Source organism: Pseudomonas sp. NPDC079367 (genome assembly GCF_044542195.1).
GTDB lineage: Bacteria > Pseudomonadota > Gammaproteobacteria > Pseudomonadales > Pseudomonadaceae > Aquipseudomonas.
Window position 1 is genome coordinate 31,013 of the sequence record NZ_JBITTW010000036.1, and the last position, 16,381, is coordinate 47,393.

A 16,381-nucleotide genomic window follows, 5' to 3' on the forward strand; every position below is an offset into this window, starting at 1 on the left:
GCCCGAGAAGTTTTGAAATTGAGAGGGTTTTATGAAAAAGCTAATTATCGCTGCTGCACTTGTTGTTTTCTCGGTGGCTTCGCAGGCCAACACTTTCTCCGAGAGCAAGCAGCTTCAATACACCAAGGAACACCAGACCGCAGTGGCCAAGTACGCGGAGAAAAATGGCAAGCCAATGCCAGAGATTCAGGATTACAAATATGGCATGAAGATAGACGTTGCGAAATTCGTACGTCAGTCGCAGGACCCCCGTACCTGCCAGGTCTATCCACGGTTGATGACCTTCGAGGACTCCCAGGGCACGCTCAAGACTGTTCGTTACTCGATGTATTCGCAATGCATCAACAACAAGTAGTAAACGATTTGAACAGAACAATTAGAGAATTCATAAATGCCAGGCAGTGCCTGGCATTTTTTATTACGCCCGATACCCCATAGCTTCGAAATGTTAACGCCTGGGCTCGGGCAAACCGTGCAATAGATCTTAGCCAACCAACAGAGACGGCTCCCCAACTGCAGAGGGCAATTGGAAGCCTTGACCCCAGAAGGGACGAGTTATGAAGAGTTTGCTTGAACGCCCTGATGACCAAGCCGGGCATGAAGGTCATAGCCATGAGCATGGCGGCATTTTTGGAATGAACACAGAGCTGATTTTCGCGCTGATCTGTGGTGCTCTCCTGGGTGCCGGAGCTCTCGCAGGAAAACTTGGCCTGATTGATCGTCTGCCTCTGATTCTGTACGTGTCGGCCTACGTGTTCGGTGGATGGTTCACCACTAAGGAAGCGGTTACCAACATCCGTCAGAAACGCTTCGAGATCGACTCGCTGATGCTTCTCGCCGCAGTCGGTGCCGCGAGCATCGGCGCCTGGGCGGAGGGGGCTCTGCTGCTGTTCCTGTTCAGTCTGGGGCATTCCCTTGAAAGCTACGCGATGGGGCGGGCCAAGAAAGCGATTGAGGCACTGTCCAAGCTCGCACCAGCCACCGCGATCGTACGCAGAGCAAATGGCACGGTGGAGATGCCCGTGGAGCTGCTGGTTCCCGGTGACGTTGTCATCGTGCGCCCCAATGACCGCCTGCCGGCCGATGGTTTTGTAGTCGTAGGCTCCTCAAGTATCAACCAGGCGCCAGTAACCGGTGAGAGCGTCCCCGTGGACAAGCAACCTGTTCCTGATGCCGAACTCGCACGCAGCAAGCCAGATGCAGTGGATGCAGCCTCGAAAGTCTTCGCCGGTACCATCAATGGCGAAACGCTCATCGAGGTTGAGGTAACCCGGCGCTCTACGGAGAGTACCTTGGCGCGGGTCATCAAGATGGTCAGTGAAGCCGAAGTCAGGAAGTCACCGACCCAGCGATTCACGGACCGCTTCCAACGCATATTCGTCCCGTTGGTTTTACTGCTGGTAGTCGGGCTGCTATTTGCCGGCATTTTCCTTGACGAGCCGTTCCGTGACTCGTTCTACCGGGCGATGGCCGTACTGGTTGCAGCCAGCCCCTGCGCGCTCGCGATCGCTACACCAAGCGCCATTCTCTCTGGCATCGCCAGGGCAGCCCGAGGTGGCGTGCTGATCAAGGGCGGTGCGCCACTTGAAGAGCTTGGATCATTGAATGCCATGGCATTCGACAAGACCGGTACCCTGACCGAAGGGCGCCCACGTATCACCGATGTAATACCCATAGGCGGCACGCAGATCGAGGATCTGCTAAACGTCGCCATCGCTGTGGAGTCGATGAGCGACCATCCGCTGGCTGCGGCAATTGTGCGTGACGGTGAAGAGATGATTGGCACACGGTGCCGATTCCAAGCCAAGAACATGAGCAACATGATTGGCCGCGGCGTGCGTGCTGAGCTTGATGGGCAGTTCGTCTGGATTGGCAAGGTCGAGATGTTCGGTACCAATGGTATTCCCGCACTCAGCAAGGCAGCCCTGGAGGCTGCGGAGCGTCTACGTCAGTCAGGCCGTACCACCATGGTGGTACGGCGTGCTGACAAGGATCTGGGCGCTATCGGGCTATTGGACACACCCCGGGAGGGGGCCAAAGAGGCACTCCAGAAGCTTAGAGAGATGGGCATCGAACGCATGGTCATGATTTCTGGAGACCACAACCGCGTTGCAGAGGCTGTAGCCAAACAAGTTGGCTTAGATGAAGCGTGGGGAGACCTGATGCCGGAAGACAAGGTCAAGGCCATCAAAAACCTGCGCCTTAGCGCCAAGGTGGCCATGGTGGGTGACGGCGTCAATGATGCCCCTGCCATGGCCAGTTCGAGCGTTGGTATCGCAATGGGGGCTGCTGGATCTGATGTTGCCCTGGAAACGGCTGATATCGCGCTTATGGCTGACGACATCAGGCAACTCCCATTTGCGGTGGGGCTGAGCCGTCACACGCGATCGATCATCCACCAGAATCTGTTCGTCAGCTTGGGGATTGTGGCCATCCTGGTTCCGTCCACCATCATGGGCTTGAGCATTGGTGCCGCTGTTGCGATCCATGAGGGCTCCACACTGTTGGTCGTCTTCAACGCCTTGCGCCTGTTGGCCTACCGCAGAAGCACCTGATCCCTGAGCTTCAATCATGAAGCTAAGCAGGGAAATGACCTGAAGTAGAAGTACGGGTCGTGCGCGATCAGCGCACGACCCGTACTTTTCTCTCACTCGTCGATCCCGATGCGCTTGAGGCTTTCAAGGGCCTTTCCGCACTCAGGTGAGCCATGCCGTAAGCCGCAGGCCAATGCAGCTTTGAGGCTCATGACACCGGCTACGAAACCGACTTGATTGCCGACTCCGTGTCCGTCCGCAAATCCCTGATCATACGCAATCTCGACAAGCGCATTGATCGCCGCCAGGGTGTCCTGTTTGTTTTTACTCTTTTGCATATCTACTCCGCGAGCATTCAGCTCATATCGCTCGGTTAGGTGGCGGCGCCTTCAGGTTTGGGGTGAGCGAATCCCGCTCCCATAGCCAATCCCTAACGGGGGGCTCAGCCCGCCACCGTAAGGAAAATCAGCTATTGAGAGCAGATGACTCGTTTTGGTCACCCGTGCTGCTCGCCTCACCGCATTGGCACTGAGTGGGTACATCCGGGTAGTCGCTGTGATTCTCAATGAACAGCGTTCGGCAGGTTTCGCACCCATAGATCCGGGGCAGGGATTTAAGGCCGCTCGGAAGCACGTCACTCAGAGGCTCGTTATGCCAAGGAGCCCCGTCAAGGATTCTTGAACGCAGGATGTTTCCCAGGCGCCAGGTGTCACTTTGTGCGCGCCAGGACCACATCGGCGCAGAAAGCGAATACTGGATGAAGGTCTCTTGTGACTGCCTGGATAGCGGGTACTTGGGGCGGGTCCAGCCGGAATCGATGATGCTGAACCCCATGCCCATTTCTGCGCTCGGGTGGGTCTTTTCACCAAAGAAACGGTCATGCGTCGCTGGAGCCGTCGCATGATGGTCAGTCGGTGGGAATACCCACAGATAACACTCATCCCGGTTGACCATGCTGATGAGCTCGCTTGGCCCCCGCATGGGGGAATTTGCAGCCAGGGCGAAGCGATCCTTCCACGACATTTTGGGAGGCGGCGCAATACCAGCAGCGATGGCCAACGTGGCAGTCTTGGGGACGAAGCGATCGCCTAGCTCGTTCAGATCCAGGTTCTTGCAGAGAGCCTTGAAGGCCTTTTTGCGAGTCTTCGAGCTGAAGGAGGGGTCAAGGAGCAGGCGAACCTGGTTCACGCCGATTCCCGCAGTTCGTAGCACCTCAATGACTTCTTCAGCCACACCGACTGCTTGAAGATCGGTCAATCCTAAGCACGTTTTCGCCCGCTCGACCGCCGCGTAGAGGTTGTACTGCCGTGTCTCGTTGTCACGACAGACCTGAATTGGCAGCTTGTCTTGGATGGCAACTTGCGGTGCAACGGAGCCGATGGCCGCGTGGAACAGCTGGTGGAGGTGCAGATGAGAGTACGGGCGGCCAGAAGCCGAGAACGAGGCGTGCAGCTGAGCAGCGAGAGGTTGAAGCAGCTTTTTTGCAGGCATGACTATCCCCTAATGAGCGACGTTGGGGTAGCTGCGCTTGTAGGGCCGTTAGACGCGAAGCTGGACGTCGAATCAGGTTCAATCATGAATAGGAGTCAGGTTTGATTTGCTTGCACGGCCACCATGCAAAGCCCGACGCGGCAATCACATCAGATTCGCCGAGCTTTGGCAAGAGCGGTCATCGGTAAGCGAAAGCAGGTAGGAGGAGGGCGCTCCATGCTTGATCACCTCCAGAAACAGGAAAGCCGGAAGCACGTTGAGCGCTTCCGGCTTTCTCACGTCAGACTGATGAGAGGGATCAGAAGACGTATTGCAGGCGGGTCACGATGGCATTGCCGCTGTCGTCGCCCACGGTGTTCTCGTTGTTGTCGGTGCGCACGTTGATGTAGTTGGCACTGACTTTCACCGCCTCGTTGACGTACCAGTTCACACCCACCGTGTGGCTCTTGGCCTTGCGCTCGTTCGATTGGTCCGCCGCGGTGACCAGGTTGCCGTCTTCGACCTTGATATCGTCAAAGCGGTAGAAGACTTCCCAGGCCCCCAGTTCCTTGTTCTCTGGTTTGATAGTGTCGAACTTGGCACCATCGAGCTTGTAGATACGCGGCTCGCCGGTCAGGGTGTAAGCCATCTGGGCGTAGTAACCGGAGGCCTTCATGTCGTTGTTGGCCTGGTCAGCTTTCAGCTTGCGGCGAAGGTATTCCGCTTGAACCGAGAACGGGCCGGTGGCCCAGGCACCTTCGAGACCCCAGACCGAGTCGTCCTTCCACAGGCCATCTTGTGCAGCAGCACCGCCAAACAGCATGCGGTTGCCGTTGGTGCCGGCATCGCCGCCGCCATTGGTATCTACACCGCGGACGCCCAGACGCGAACGAATCCGGGTATCGACCGCACTGTTTTTGAGGTCGCGGTAAGCGTACTGAGCACCGACGTGCAGGACGTTGCCATCACTGTGCAGCGGTGCGAACACGCCACGTACGTTGTAGCGCTTGGTGCTGTCGCCATCCGAGTTGTTATTGGTTTCGCTGAAAACGCTACCGGAAACATAAGCCATGTCAGCGATGGTGCTGGTGGCTTGAACACCCATGCCGGCGTTGTCGTTGATCCAGTCCGCCAGGTCGTACGAGAGGTTCCGCTCCATGGCGGTGGTCCACTTCGAACTGGTGGCTTTCTCAAGACCGAAGTCGGTGTAGAAACGGCCAAAGCGCAGTTGCACCGGCTTGAAACCCGTGTAGGTCAGGCTGGCTTCGTCGAAGTAGCCGTCGGAGTCGTTGCCCGTGTTGCGGGAAAGGTCGTAGTTGAGCTGATACTTCCAGTCGCGGTACAGCACGCCACCGAGCTCAAGGTAGGCGCGACGGAAGTAGCCTGCGTCAGCGGTATCGCCATTCTTGGTGAAGACACCATCGAAACGGCCGTAGTCGGCCTGAACTCGGCCGCCCAGTTTGAAACTGAATTCCTTGTCAGAAGTCGATACTTCAAGACCGCCCTTGGTCTTCAGAACGATGTCAGCTCCGTCAGTGGTTACTGTTCCGGAGAATGCTTGCGAGGAAAATGTGCCTATTATTGCGGCAGCCAACAGCTTTTCCCGCATGTTCGAAGAACGGATCATTGCTTGCCTCTCGTATGTTAAGTGCTTAGCTACCGACGTTATATTTCGCCCTGCGCCGGCCTAAATTTATCTTGCAGATGGGAGCAGGCCACGGTTGTCACCTGCTGTAACAAGATGCCTTTGTTCTAAGCACTCTGACTAGGTTGCAAGCGAATATGACAGTTGTGTTTCTGTAGTGTTAACGGAGGAGTTTCAAACCTAACAAAACTGTTACCGAACAAGCCAGTCCTTCTTATCAAAGAAGCTCTTCTTGATCAATCTTCGAATTTCCAAAACCTGCGGATTGCGGACAAGCTTCGTTTTGATAACAAGATAGACATCTTTCTCCTCCAGGTCGTCCAGGAAACCCGGCACGGGTAGGATATTTCTCTCCAGTTTTCGGCTGTAGTCGGGCAGCACTCCAATACACGCACCGCCAACGACAAGGCCTCGTGATAGGTTGTAGCTCTTGACCCGAGTGGTACCGCCCTGATGCTCAGCCATTATCGATGCCCACTTTCGTGAGCCCGCCAAGATCTCTTCATCCCAAGGGACAACGAGCATGAAGTTGTGCAAATCCAAGCTCTCCACTGGAAGGGTGACGCTTCTTGAATAGCGGCTGGAAATGAACAGGGCGTGCCCAATCCGGCCAAGCCGTTCAAACCTATACGTAGGATGGCGATCAAGCGCGCCTTTATCATCTGGGCTCACCAAAGCGATACCCACATCGACTTCACACTCAGAAAGCATCTGCGTTGTGCATTCTGAATGGATTTCCAGCTGCATTTCGGCATGATCACGCACGTAGGCGACTAGATCGCGGTTTACGGTCGTTCAGCACTGGCTCTGTGATCGCGATGGTAAGCCTGGGGACTTCCTTTTCACCGGACTTGCCAAGGCCGTCTGGGCCGAAGAGCTGGCACAGGTAATGGCTGACCCTCTCGCCTGTGCGGGTCAGGGCAAGCTTGTTGTGTTTGTAGACAAACACGGGAGCACCAATGTGCTCTTCCAGTTTCTCCAAGCGTTTCCGCAGGCCTACCACTGGCACATTGAGCCCTCGGGCAGCCTGTTTGAAACTGGCACAACGTGCTGTTGCGAAAAACTCTACGGCCAGCTGATCATCAATTGGCAAATCATCCAATATGTCAGGGCTGTAAGGAACAACGGTGCTTGTATATGTTTCATTTTGTGTAACCATTAGGTCCCCCTTAATTCGGGGAATCTATCTCAATGCCACCCGGTGTTTCCTTATCTTGTCAACATTGTAATCCACGGGTCATGCATGCGTTATCGGAAGGCTTTTATTTCGAAAGCGTAATTTTCAGGCAATCCCTCTGATATTGTAGCGTGCTAGCCTAGTGCGCCGACTTGTTACTTACCATATATAGATTCGGCTAATTACGCATTTACATTTAGTTCACTATTTTTTCACCTTTGCCTCCATAGGCTTTGGGCATGGAAAATCAAACCCCACCTCTTACTACCTTACTGATTCGTTATCTGGGGATCGGCTTCATAGCAACGGGAGTCCATTATGCGGTGTTCCTATTGCTGGTTACGACAGAATTCGTTACTCCGTTACTGGCCAGTATCTGTGGCGGCATGGTTGGCGCAATCGCGAGCTTCATTGGAAATAGGGCGCTCTGTTTTGTGGCAGATGGCTCTCGTAAGTTTCAGCCTGTCAGGTTTGCACTGGTCGCGTTAACCACAAACTTCGGCAATGGCGTGGGTATGTGGTTCCTCATCAAGTCGAATCTGTCACCGCTCATCTCCCAAGTCGTAGTGACCTTAAGCCTCACTGCACTTGGATTCATTGCACATCGTTTTTGGACATTCAATCATGCAGACATTACATCGCTTTCCCGAGCGCCCTGATCCCTTGTTAACCATCGTGGTCCCTTGCTTCCAGGAAGAGGAAACCATCCCCGAGTTCCACCAGCGAATCACCCGCGTGGTGAAGCGCTTACCCGTCTCCTGCGAAATCCTCTATGTCGACGACGGCAGTAATGACCGGACGGCCGACATTCTTCGCCACTATCAGGATGGGTCATCTGTACGTTGCCTGTCCCTGAGTCGCAACTTCGGCAAAGAGGCTGCACTGAGCGCCGGGATAGACCATGCCCGTGGCAGTGCGCTGATCTTCATTGATGTCGACCTGCAGGATCCACCAGAGCTCATCGCGGCCATGGTGGACTACTGGCAACGCGGCTACGACGTGGTGAACATGCAGCGCAACCTGAGAATCGGTGATTCGTGGTTCAAGCGCATGAGTGCCCGGGCTTACTACTGGGTCATGCAGCGCCTGGTGGAGAAGGTGGACATGCCGGCCGATGTCAGCGATTTCCGATTGATTGGGCCTGCGCCGCTGGCAGCCCTGCGGGCCCTGGATGAACGCTCCAGGATTCTCAAAGGCATGATCGGCTGGGTAGGCTTTCGTACCATCGAACTGCCCTACAATCGCACTGTTCGCCATGCCGGGAGCACCAAATGGAATGCAGCTGGCCTGTTCAATCTGGCCATCGAGAGCATCGTCAGCTTCTCTCGCAAACCACTGCGCATTTTCAGCCTCATCAGTTTCGGTCTTTTCGTCTCCAGCATCTGCTACATGCTTGCGTCGCTTGTGGCAGGCAGTTTCGACATCCATCACCTGATCGTCGGAATGGCTTCATTCATGTGCGTCGGTGTCGCCATGGTGGGGGAGTACCTGGGCGTGACACTCGCGGAAGTGAAGCGCCGGCCTCTCTATTTCCTGAAGCACAGCAACAAGGCAGATCCCGTGTCACTCCACCCTTCGATGGCTTCGATCGAGGGTAAGAAATGCTGAACCTGAAGAACGAGAGGACGCTGTGGTGGGTCCTGGGTTCGATTTTGCTATTGCGTTTGGTGGGGCTGGGCATCTACCCGCTGATGGACACATCTGAGGCCCGTTACGCTGAAATGGCTCGCAAGATGGTCGAGTTGAATGACTGGATCACGCCCATGTTCGACTACGGGGTACCGTTCTGGGGCAAGCCTCCGTTGTCCTTCTGGACCCAGGCCGCGAGCATGACGGTCTTCGGCGTTAACGAGTTCGCTGCGCGCTTCCCAGCGTGGCTACTCCACCTGGCAAGCTGTTTCATCATCATCAAACTCGGCACGCAGCAGATTTCTCGTAACGCCGGCATCTGGGCTGCCATTATTTTTTCCAGCACCACACTTGGCCTGGTCTCCAGCGGTGTTGTGCTGACTGACCCTGTTTTGTCGTTCTCGATTCTGCTGGCCAGCTACGGTTTCTGGCGTTGGATGAAGTGCGCCAGCAAGGCGGATGCCTACCTGATGTTCGCAGGTCTCGGGCTGGGCTTGCTTGCCAAAGGGCCGCTGACCCTGGTGCTTATGGGGGCGCCGGCATTCGCCTGGTTCGTTATCTACAAGGAATGGGGACGGGTACTGAGGCTTCCCTGGATTAGCGGCCTTGTACTCATGTTCGGTATATCCGTGCCATGGTATGTCGCGGCCGAGATGAAAACGCCCGGCTTCATGGAGTACTTCTTCGTTGGTGAGCACTGGAGCCGCTACGTCGTCAGTAACTGGGCAGGGGACCTCTATGGTAGTGCTCATGCCAAGCCGTACGGCAGCATCTGGATCCAGCTCGGATTGTCGCTACTGCCATGGGCCTTGTTTCTACCACTGTTGATCCGCAAGCGTGGATCGATGCAGCGCTTCAAAGCCTACCTCTGGCTGTGGGCCTTGGCGACACCGGTCTTCTTCACATTTGCAGGCAACATTCTGTGGACCTACCTGCTACCCGCGCTGCCAGCGTGGGCATTGCTGCTGTCTGCACGGGTCAGCGAAGTTGGCCCGAAGACCACCTGGGCTGCCGCTGCGAGCGCATTGGTGTTGCCAATCATCGGTGCGGGCATCATCTACGCCGGGGTACTAGAGGAGCGCCCTCAGAATCAGCGGGATGTGGTTCAAGCCTGGCTCAATGTGCAGTCTGCTCATTCCGCTCCCCTGATCTATCCTGGCCGCCGCTCATACTCGTCGGAGTTTTACAGCAGCGGGAAGTCCGAGAACATCAAGGATCCTGCCAAGTGGCCGCGGGATGGCTCGTTCTATCTGTCCAGGCGCTTGCGAGACAGCAAGGATGGTCTGCCCGCTGATCTAGCTTGCACATCGATCACCGAAGCGAACGCCAGCCAGCTCCTGCTGTGCCATTGGAAACGCCCCGCACAAGGTGCCGAGGGTCTGGCCGGAGAAAGCAATGCGGAAACGCCTCGCAAGAACGAAGGCTAAATTCCAAGCACAAAAAAGCCAGGTTTTACCCTGGCTTTTTTGTCGATTTCTTTCGTCATTTGAAGTCCTATTTAACCGCCGATTAATTGTCGGCTTGTTCCTTACCATCCTTGCTTTCTTTCTTTTGCTCTTGAGCGACTTGTTGTTTGTTCTGGTCCGAAGAGTCATCGCTCCATAGGCGAGCCTGTTCGGTTCGGAAGTTCTCGTTGAACTGTTTCGTTCGCTCGAAGCCGCCTTCAGCGTAAGCGGTACCCATGAGACCCAGCAGCAGGCTGCCAATAGCGATAGATTTGACAAATTTCATTGTGAACCTCGGTTCATACTAGGCCAACCTGATTAGCGGCCTTTGTTGGTTTGTAGTTTAGGAACGCGAAGCTAACGACAAGGTGAGTCAATAATTACAATTCCGTAATTTTGGCTGCAGATAGGATGCGTTAAATCTTCAAATCTGGAAGGATCATGTCTATCTCGGCACTGTCGAGGGCGACTTCGAATTTTCTCTTAAATTACAATTTTGATATCTAGCGCGTTAATTCAGCGCGGCGTTGTTGGCCGCCCTAGGAGATAGCCATGAATGACATAGAGCCCTGGGCAGTTGCTATCGGTGACTTTCGCCGCTGCACTGAAAAACTCACTGTCCAGCTCGATGAGCTGACCTCGCAGACGCGCACCTCCAGCGCTGTTCTGGAGAGGTCGAACGAACTGGTGGAGCAGGTGGACGCTGTCGGCCGGCAGATTCAGGAGGAGGTGCGAAAGGCGGAGAAGGCTTGGTCGAACGCGGAGGAGGTTGCCTTGCGCGCCGCTGCATCAGCGTATTCAGCTGCATGCCGCGGAGTCGACACCGCCATCCAGCCACTGATCTCGGAGCTTACAGCAGCGACAAAGGCGGCGGACGCCTCTATCCAGGAGCTCAAGCGGGCACCGGTGCTGGCCAAGCGTTATGTGATGGTGGTCGCCACGGCGTTCTTCATTCTGGCGCTGATCTGTGTCTACTCGACCATGCGCCTGATCGATGCCGCCGGCAGCGTAAGTGCTCAAGAGAAAGTGAATGCTCAGTACTTCTCACACCTGTGGAAAAACGCCAATCCTGACGAACAGAAGATTATTAAGTCGGTGATTCTGCGGTCGCCCATGGACCCTGTGGTCCTTCGGCACTGATGCATTGAGGCAAACAAAAGGCCCGTCGATTGACGGGCCTAATCGTGTCTGCGCAATTTAAGCGGCGGTCATTGCCGGCTGCATTTGCTGGGCTTCCGGAAAGTGAAGGTGGAACCAGGTGAAGTTTTCTTCGGTCACCTCCACGCTCGCCGATCCCTGGTGCAGACTCATGATCGACTGCACAATGGCCAAGCCAAGACCGGTACCGCCTTCGCTCCGTGCTCGGCTCTTGTCCACACGGTAGAACCGCTCAAACAAGTGCGCGTGGTGTTCCTTGGCAATACCACGGCCGGGGTTGCCGACACTCAACGTCGTACCGCTCGCACTATGCTGCACCTTAACGTAGACCGTGCGGCCGCGAGGGCAGTAACGGATCGCGTTCGAGACCAGATTCGAGACGGCACGTTGAACCATCAGGCGATTCCCGCGCACCACGTCATCACTGCCGGAGATCTGCAGCTGAATCTCGCCTTCTTCTGCTGAAATGCTGAAGAGATCGCACACTCGCTGAACCTCGTCGACCAAGGAGACGGATTCGAACTCCACCATTGATGCTGGATGACTGACCTGGGCCAAGAACAGCATGTCGGAAACCATGCGGCTCATGCGGTCCAGCTCTTCTGTGCACGACTCCAGAACCTCCCGGTACTCGGAAAGCGATCGTTCTCTGGTCAAGGCAACCTGGGCCTTGCCCATCAGGTTGGAAAGCGGTGCTCGAAGTTCGTGAGCAAGGTCGTCAGAAAACTGCGAGAGCTGCTGAACCCCATCATCCAGGCGAGCCAGCATGATGTTGATGCCGTCGGCGAGCATTTTGAGTTCTGCCGGCATCCCATCAGTTGGAAGGCGATGGTCGAGGCTCTCGGTTGAGATTTTCGAGGCGATCTTGAGGAACTTGGTCAGTGGTAGCAGGCCTCTGCGCACAGTCCACCAGCCAATGGCCAAGATCAGTGCGAGGATGACGGGGGACATCATCAAGGCCCAGGTCAGCAACGCATCGAGCAGCGCCTCACTGGATGACTGGTCCATGGTCATATAGACGCTGACCTCTGTTCCATCGCCCAAACGCATGATTCGAGAAGCACTCAGCAGAGGACGGTCCTGCGTATCACGCCATTCGTGCTCTTTGGGCTGGGCCGCCGGCTGAAACTTGTGCACCTCCAGATTGACCTGTTTCGAGCCAATCGAGAGCAGGGGAGTCTGATTCTGTGAGGTATCGAATATGCTCACATACAGGTTGTTGTGGCCCATGACCAAATCGACAAGCTGATGCGCATCCGCGTTGACGCCGGAGATGTCCGGGATGGTGGACAGGTTGTGAGCCATCCCCGCCATCTTTACTTCCAGGTCTGCTCTGGCATTTCTTTCCAGAGCCTTGCCTACCATCAGATAGCCAAAGGTGGCGAACAGAAGCAGCAACGCTGCGCTCATCAACCCAACTTTTAACCCCAGCTTTGCAGCCAGGCTGAATGGCCTCATGCGCGTTCCTCAAAAACGTACCCAACGCCACGAAGCGTGTGAATGAGCTTGGTTTCAAACGGGTCATCGATCTTCGAGCGCAAGCGCCGGATGGCTACATCGATGACATTGGTGTCGCAATCGAAATTCATATCCCAGACCAACGAGATGATCTGAGAGCGAGTCAGCGCTTCGCCCGTTCGGCTCATGAGCAGGTGCAGAAGCGCAAATTCCTTGGTGGTGAGATCGATGCGTGTGCCACCGCGGAAGACGCGATGGCGGACGGAGTCGAGTTCCAGATCGGCAATTTTCAGCGAGCTCTTCTCGACTAACTCATCACCACGGCGTTGCAGCGAACGGATGCGAGCAAGCAGCTCAGGGAATTCGAATGGCTTCACAAGGTAGTCATCCGCGCCGCCGTCCAAGCCCTTGAGCTTGTCATTGATGCGTCCGCGGGCGGTCAGCATGATGATGCGGACCCGGCTGGTCTTACGGATGGTTTCCAGCAGGTCCCAGCCGTCGATACCCGGGAGGTTCACGTCCAGGAGGACCAACGAATAGACATTAGTGTTGAACAAGTGCAGAGCATCTACACCGTTGTGCACGATATCTACGACATACCCGCTTTCGGATAGGCCCTGCTGAAGATATTCGGCAGTTTTAATTTCGTCTTCCACAACTAGAACGCGCATAACTTATCTCAAGGTGTGAGGAAGGAGTTGGCCTAATCCGCCAAGATTATGGTTGCAGGCTGTTCGAAAGTTTGGCTGAGGGTATGGCATGTGGTAGTCGCTACCTCTGTCCATACGCCGGGTCACCTGAGGACGCTTGAATCTTAACGCGAAGAAGCTGGCCGCGGCGAAATCCTACAAATTTGTAATGTAGCCGCAAGATTTCTGACAGTCATGCAGGCTCCACCCCTAAGCATAGCGGATTCTGGGGCCTGCGGCGGTGTATGACAGATTCGCCTGGCAGGTGGAATCGGCCAGGACAGGCAGCATTTCGGTCGTTAGCTTGCAAGGACTGGTACTGGCCTTGGATCGAGGGCGCCACGCAGGCAGACCCCATGCACGGCCGCAAACCGCAGCGCCTTTCTGCAAATTAGTTCACGTGGCGGCTCGATATTCTCTCGAATAATTATCTTACAATCTATTACATGTCCAAATTGTAATTGCACGATCATCTTGGTGTTAGCCTCCTTTGCTAGTTTAAGGGCAGCGGAAGAGGCATCGCTGCTTTGGAAATTGTCTCATTTCAAAGCAGCTTGGCAAGAGCACCGAGCAGTTGTTCGCGCCAGTGCATTCACCTGTAAACCATACGCTCCTTTGGTAGGTGAATTTTAGCGCCCCCCTACGGGCGCTTTTTTATTAAGGGACTTCTTATGAACACTACTGTATCAGCGATCGCCGTGTTTATGCTCTTTACATCACTAACAGCCAATGCCCAAAGCGGTATGGAGATCAATAAACACATCGAGCGTACTGCTAGAGAGGCTACAGCGGATTATGCTCAACGCGTAAAAAAGCCCATGCCTCAACTAGAAGACTACGCCTATGGCATGGACCTGGACGTTGGTAAGTTGGTGTATGTATCACCCAATGTGCGGTACTGCGGTAATGTAAGAAGCATGATGACCTACGAAGACTCGAAAGGCGAACTGCACATGGTTCGCTACCTGGTGAAGGGCGAGTGTGTTAATAGCCGTTAAGACTCATCAAGATGATCCCTGCGGCCACCGGATCATAGAAGCTCAATGCCGAACCGGCGCAGCAGTATGGCGAAGCCTCCGAAGCTGGCCATTGTGATGAGGATGCTGCTGATCAGTGTCGGCCAAAAGCCGAGCTTAGGTAGCAGCAATGGAAAAGCAATAAACATCGGCAGGGTCGGAAGCACGTACCAGAACGTGTACCAAGCATGGTTGGAGATCTTCTCCATGCTCTGGTTCTCTAAATAGAGCCAGACCAACGTCACGACCGTGACCAAGGGTAGGGCGGCGACCAAGCCGCCCAGCTTGTCGCTGCGTTTCGCCAGCTCTGACACGAGAATCACTATACCGGCAGTGAGTAGGTACTTCGTGATGATCCAGGCCATCGCTGAGCCTTCTGGAGGTTGTTGACGAGGGCAGGCGAAGCCATTCACCAACCCCCTTGAAGCGCTCCTGCCGTTTACGGCATCCCTCACCGCATTTTTTTTGCAACATCACCCTCAGCCAGGAGGGTGATGTGTTTGCATGGTGTTTACCGATCGGTCAGTGCGAGGGTGAGGGAACGCTCTCGTGGAAAGCTGCCCGCTCGATCTGGATGGTGCAGTGATGGATTTCGAATGCATCGCTGACAGCATCCACGACGGCCGCCAACACAGCATCCCCATCTGCAGAATCCCGAACCACTACGTGCGACGTCATCACGTTACTGCCACTGCTGACAGCCCACACGTGCAAGTCATGAACGTCCGTCACGCCATCTACTCCGAGGATGGTGGCCTCGATTGCCGTAACGTCGAGCCCCCTCGGGACACCCTCCATGAGGATCCCCAGGCTTTCGCGAAGCAACTGCCACGTCCGCGGCAGAACCCAAAGGCCGATCGCCACAGCGACAATCGTGTCGACCCAGGTCCAGCCGGTGAAGCGGATGATAAGTGCCGCGATGATTACGCCAAGCGAGCCGAGCATGTCGCTCCAAACTTCGAGGTAGGCTCCTTTGACGTTGAGGCTTTCGTTGCTCGCAGATGCCAGAAGGCGCATCGAAATTAGGTTGATGATCAGGCCGGCGATTGCGATCCACATCATCGCTCCGGTAGCGATCTCCGCCGGCATGAAGAAGCGCTGGTAGGCCTCATACAAGATGTACATCGCCACCAGGAAGAGCAGCACGGCGTTGAACGTCGAAGCCAGAATTTCCAGGCGCGCATAGCCGAAGGTTCTTTTCTGATCCGCCGGCCGCTTGGCTATCTGAAGTGCAATCAGTGAGATCGCCAAGGCGGCAGTATCTGTGAACATGTGAGATGCGTCCGACAGCAGCGCCAGGCTGCCGGTAATCCACGCACCGATCACTTCTGCAATCATGAAGCTGCCAGTCAAGCCGAGCGCCATGATTAGCTTCTTCTGATGCCCCTCGCGTACTGCAGCGCTGCCATGGTCATGATTTGAACCCACGTATTTCTCCTTGCGCAGGGTTGTGGTCTCGTTGGCCTTCCTGTCTACCTAGCCTTAGAGCGTCGCTTGGCCACACTGACTGCAAAATCTTGCTCCTGCACTCAGCAGCGAGCCGCAGGCGGTGCAACCACTCGATAGCGGTGTTCCGCAGTTTAGACAAAAGCGTGCTGACGGATCGTTGGCCGTCCGGCACTGCCTGCAGCCCTGCAGATCTTTGATGGGGGCAGGAGTGGGAGGGCGCCCGCCGTCATACACCTGATTACCGCCGTCGCAGCCCTGCTGCCGGCCATGGCGATCATATTGCTCGGCCCCATGTCCCCCGCTGTGGTGCTTGCCTCCACCGTGGTTTCCACGGCCATGGTGCCCGCCCAGGATGTTTTTGAAAAAGCTCATGGTATTCGCCCCTCATTGATGGGTGACATATTAACGAGCAAAAGTTGAAAATTATGTTCTGCTCGCGAGAAAGACTTGTAAGTTGAATTGAAAGTTCAAAATTAGCCTACGACAAAACGAAACCGTTTTGTTTGTGAAATTAAATTTATCTAGCTGAGCGGAGCATTGCTTTTGGTGGGTAGTATTCCCCTAATTTTGATCATAGCGTGATCAATGACAATCAAAACAGCAGTAATTGGATTTCTGTCAGCATTGTAATCCCGAGGTCATCGTGTCGTTATCAGGTCCCGGAAATAATGCGCTCAGCGAGATTCATTTCTCTTTTTATCCCTATGCCTC

The 16,381-nt window shown here is 55.1% G+C and carries 18 protein-coding genes; 7 read left to right on the top strand and 11 right to left on the bottom strand.

Features of this window, described 5'->3' with window-relative positions; genetic code table 11:
* Nucleotides 1-31 precede the first annotated feature (31 nt).
* A complete protein-coding gene (locus ACIGDJ_RS22265) occupies nt 32-355 on the top strand; it encodes a DUF2790 domain-containing protein (RefSeq protein WP_003253432.1) in 324 nt (107 codons plus the stop codon).
* A 202-nt stretch (nt 356-557) separates the two neighbouring features.
* Nucleotides 558-2,555, top strand: coding sequence for a heavy metal translocating P-type ATPase (locus ACIGDJ_RS22270; RefSeq protein ID WP_041476521.1), 1,998 nt, complete (start codon nt 558-560; stop codon nt 2,553-2,555).
* A gap of 92 nt (nt 2,556-2,647) precedes the next feature.
* Here ACIGDJ_RS22270 and ACIGDJ_RS22275 read toward each other — a convergent pair whose 3' ends face one another.
* From ACIGDJ_RS22275 to ACIGDJ_RS22295, 5 genes are all read right to left on the bottom strand, one after another.
* Complete coding sequence (locus ACIGDJ_RS22275; RefSeq protein WP_010951451.1) at nt 2,648-2,872, bottom strand: hypothetical protein; 225 nt, start codon at nt 2,870-2,872, stop codon at nt 2,648-2,650.
* Nucleotides 2,873-2,999: 127 nt separating this feature from the next.
* The gene (locus ACIGDJ_RS22280; RefSeq protein WP_010951450.1) at nt 3,000-4,025 is read right to left on the bottom strand and encodes a hypothetical protein; all 1,026 of its coding nucleotides are present in this window, start codon (nt 4,023-4,025) and stop codon (nt 3,000-3,002) included.
* Nucleotides 4,026-4,323: 298 nt separating this feature from the next.
* Nucleotides 4,324-5,631: an OprO/OprP family phosphate-selective porin gene (locus ACIGDJ_RS22285; protein WP_009395904.1), complete on the bottom strand. Its 1,308-nt coding sequence runs from the start codon at nt 5,629-5,631 to the stop codon at nt 4,324-4,326.
* 210 nt (nt 5,632-5,841) lie between these two features.
* Nucleotides 5,842-6,396 carry a LysR substrate-binding domain-containing protein gene (locus ACIGDJ_RS22290; protein WP_177326999.1) on the bottom strand — a complete coding sequence of 185 codons (555 nt, stop codon included), beginning with the start codon at nt 6,394-6,396 and terminating at the stop codon, nt 5,842-5,844.
* Between the two features lie 10 nt (nt 6,397-6,406).
* The gene (locus ACIGDJ_RS22295) at nt 6,407-6,808 is read right to left on the bottom strand and encodes a LysR family transcriptional regulator (protein WP_177327000.1); all 402 of its coding nucleotides are present in this window, start codon (nt 6,806-6,808) and stop codon (nt 6,407-6,409) included.
* Nucleotides 6,809-7,065: 257 nt separating this feature from the next.
* On the opposite strand from ACIGDJ_RS22295, the gene ACIGDJ_RS22300 reads away from it, so the two are divergent.
* The 3 genes from ACIGDJ_RS22300 to ACIGDJ_RS22310 are packed head-to-tail and all read left to right on the top strand — an operon-like array spanning nt 7,066 to nt 9,882.
* Nucleotides 7,066-7,485, top strand: coding sequence for a GtrA family protein (locus ACIGDJ_RS22300; RefSeq protein WP_010951446.1), 420 nt, complete (start codon nt 7,066-7,068; stop codon nt 7,483-7,485).
* Nucleotides 7,451-8,434 (top strand): glycosyltransferase family 2 protein, encoded by a 984-nt coding sequence (locus ACIGDJ_RS22305; protein WP_010951445.1) that lies wholly within the window; start codon nt 7,451-7,453, stop codon nt 8,432-8,434. Before ACIGDJ_RS22300 ends, ACIGDJ_RS22305 begins: the two co-directional genes overlap by 35 nt.
* On the top strand, nt 8,428-9,882 hold the full coding sequence (locus ACIGDJ_RS22310) for a phospholipid carrier-dependent glycosyltransferase (protein ID WP_010951444.1): 1,455 nt from the start codon (nt 8,428-8,430) through the stop codon (nt 9,880-9,882). The genes ACIGDJ_RS22305 and ACIGDJ_RS22310 overlap by 7 nt, the downstream gene beginning before the upstream one ends.
* 82 nt (nt 9,883-9,964) lie before the next feature.
* Here ACIGDJ_RS22310 and ACIGDJ_RS22315 read toward each other — a convergent pair whose 3' ends face one another.
* Entirely contained in the window at nt 9,965-10,186 is a 222-nt protein-coding gene (locus ACIGDJ_RS22315) for a hypothetical protein (RefSeq protein WP_010951443.1), read from the bottom strand.
* 266 nt (nt 10,187-10,452) lie between these two features.
* Here ACIGDJ_RS22315 and ACIGDJ_RS22320 point away from each other — a divergent pair, with 266 nt between their 5' ends.
* Nucleotides 10,453-11,040 carry a hypothetical protein gene (locus ACIGDJ_RS22320; RefSeq protein WP_010951442.1) on the top strand — a complete coding sequence of 196 codons (588 nt, stop codon included), beginning with the start codon at nt 10,453-10,455 and terminating at the stop codon, nt 11,038-11,040.
* A gap of 57 nt (nt 11,041-11,097) precedes the next feature.
* Here ACIGDJ_RS22320 and ACIGDJ_RS22325 read toward each other — a convergent pair whose 3' ends face one another.
* A complete protein-coding gene (locus ACIGDJ_RS22325; protein WP_010951441.1) occupies nt 11,098-12,516 on the bottom strand; it encodes a heavy metal sensor histidine kinase in 1,419 nt (472 codons plus the stop codon).
* Nucleotides 12,513-13,187: a heavy metal response regulator transcription factor gene (locus tag ACIGDJ_RS22330; RefSeq protein ID WP_003253457.1), complete on the bottom strand. Its 675-nt coding sequence runs from the start codon at nt 13,185-13,187 to the stop codon at nt 12,513-12,515. Before ACIGDJ_RS22330 ends, ACIGDJ_RS22325 begins: the two co-directional genes overlap by 4 nt.
* 689 nt (nt 13,188-13,876) lie before the next feature.
* On the opposite strand from ACIGDJ_RS22330, the gene ACIGDJ_RS22335 reads away from it, so the two are divergent.
* Nucleotides 13,877-14,203, top strand: a complete 327-nt coding sequence (locus ACIGDJ_RS22335; protein WP_010951440.1) for a DUF2790 domain-containing protein — start codon at nt 13,877-13,879, stop codon at nt 14,201-14,203.
* Nucleotides 14,204-14,235: 32 nt separating this feature from the next.
* Here the strand turns inward: ACIGDJ_RS22335 and ACIGDJ_RS22340 are convergent, their stop codons facing one another.
* The 3 genes from ACIGDJ_RS22340 to ACIGDJ_RS22350 all read right to left on the bottom strand — a co-directional run bounded on the left by ACIGDJ_RS22340 (nt 14,236) and on the right by ACIGDJ_RS22350 (nt 16,042).
* On the bottom strand, nt 14,236-14,586 hold the full coding sequence (locus ACIGDJ_RS22340) for a DUF3147 family protein (RefSeq protein WP_011953105.1): 351 nt from the start codon (nt 14,584-14,586) through the stop codon (nt 14,236-14,238).
* 157 nt (nt 14,587-14,743) lie between these two features.
* Nucleotides 14,744-15,649: a cation diffusion facilitator family transporter gene (locus tag ACIGDJ_RS22345; protein WP_010951438.1), complete on the bottom strand. Its 906-nt coding sequence runs from the start codon at nt 15,647-15,649 to the stop codon at nt 14,744-14,746.
* 54 nt (nt 15,650-15,703) lie between these two features.
* Nucleotides 15,704-16,042, bottom strand: a complete 339-nt coding sequence (locus tag ACIGDJ_RS22350; RefSeq protein WP_079732563.1) for a zinc ribbon domain-containing protein — start codon at nt 16,040-16,042, stop codon at nt 15,704-15,706.
* Nucleotides 16,043-16,381 lie beyond the last annotated feature (339 nt).

Bases quoted from the DNA above. Each gene is read 5' to 3' on its own strand.
- ACIGDJ_RS22285 (WP_009395904.1), bottom strand. From the start codon at position 5,631: ATGATCCGTTCTTCGAACATGCGGGAAAAGCTGTTGGCTGCCGCAATA.
- ACIGDJ_RS22290 (WP_177326999.1), bottom strand. From the start codon at position 6,396: ATGCAGCTGGAAATCCATTCAGAATGCACAACGCAGATGCTTTCTGAG.
- ACIGDJ_RS22325 (WP_010951441.1), bottom strand. From the start codon at position 12,516: ATGAGGCCATTCAGCCTGGCTGCAAAGCTGGGGTTAAAAGTTGGGTTG.
- ACIGDJ_RS22295 (WP_177327000.1), bottom strand. From the start codon at position 6,808: ATGGTTACACAAAATGAAACATATACAAGCACCGTTGTTCCTTACAGC.
- ACIGDJ_RS22275 (WP_010951451.1), bottom strand. From the start codon at position 2,872: ATGCAAAAGAGTAAAAACAAACAGGACACCCTGGCGGCGATCAATGCG.
- ACIGDJ_RS22305 (WP_010951445.1), top strand. From the start codon at position 7,451: ATGCAGACATTACATCGCTTTCCCGAGCGCCCTGATCCCTTGTTAACC.
- ACIGDJ_RS22340 (WP_011953105.1), bottom strand. From the start codon at position 14,586: ATGGCCTGGATCATCACGAAGTACCTACTCACTGCCGGTATAGTGATT.
- ACIGDJ_RS22310 (WP_010951444.1), top strand. From the start codon at position 8,428: ATGCTGAACCTGAAGAACGAGAGGACGCTGTGGTGGGTCCTGGGTTCG.
- ACIGDJ_RS22300 (WP_010951446.1), top strand. From the start codon at position 7,066: ATGGAAAATCAAACCCCACCTCTTACTACCTTACTGATTCGTTATCTG.
- ACIGDJ_RS22335 (WP_010951440.1), top strand. From the start codon at position 13,877: ATGAACACTACTGTATCAGCGATCGCCGTGTTTATGCTCTTTACATCA.
- ACIGDJ_RS22315 (WP_010951443.1), bottom strand. From the start codon at position 10,186: ATGAAATTTGTCAAATCTATCGCTATTGGCAGCCTGCTGCTGGGTCTC.
- ACIGDJ_RS22330 (WP_003253457.1), bottom strand. From the start codon at position 13,187: ATGCGCGTTCTAGTTGTGGAAGACGAAATTAAAACTGCCGAATATCTT.
- ACIGDJ_RS22280 (WP_010951450.1), bottom strand. From the start codon at position 4,025: ATGCCTGCAAAAAAGCTGCTTCAACCTCTCGCTGCTCAGCTGCACGCC.
- ACIGDJ_RS22265 (WP_003253432.1), top strand. From the start codon at position 32: ATGAAAAAGCTAATTATCGCTGCTGCACTTGTTGTTTTCTCGGTGGCT.
- ACIGDJ_RS22320 (WP_010951442.1), top strand. From the start codon at position 10,453: ATGAATGACATAGAGCCCTGGGCAGTTGCTATCGGTGACTTTCGCCGC.
- ACIGDJ_RS22350 (WP_079732563.1), bottom strand. From the start codon at position 16,042: ATGAGCTTTTTCAAAAACATCCTGGGCGGGCACCATGGCCGTGGAAAC.
- ACIGDJ_RS22270 (WP_041476521.1), top strand. From the start codon at position 558: ATGAAGAGTTTGCTTGAACGCCCTGATGACCAAGCCGGGCATGAAGGT.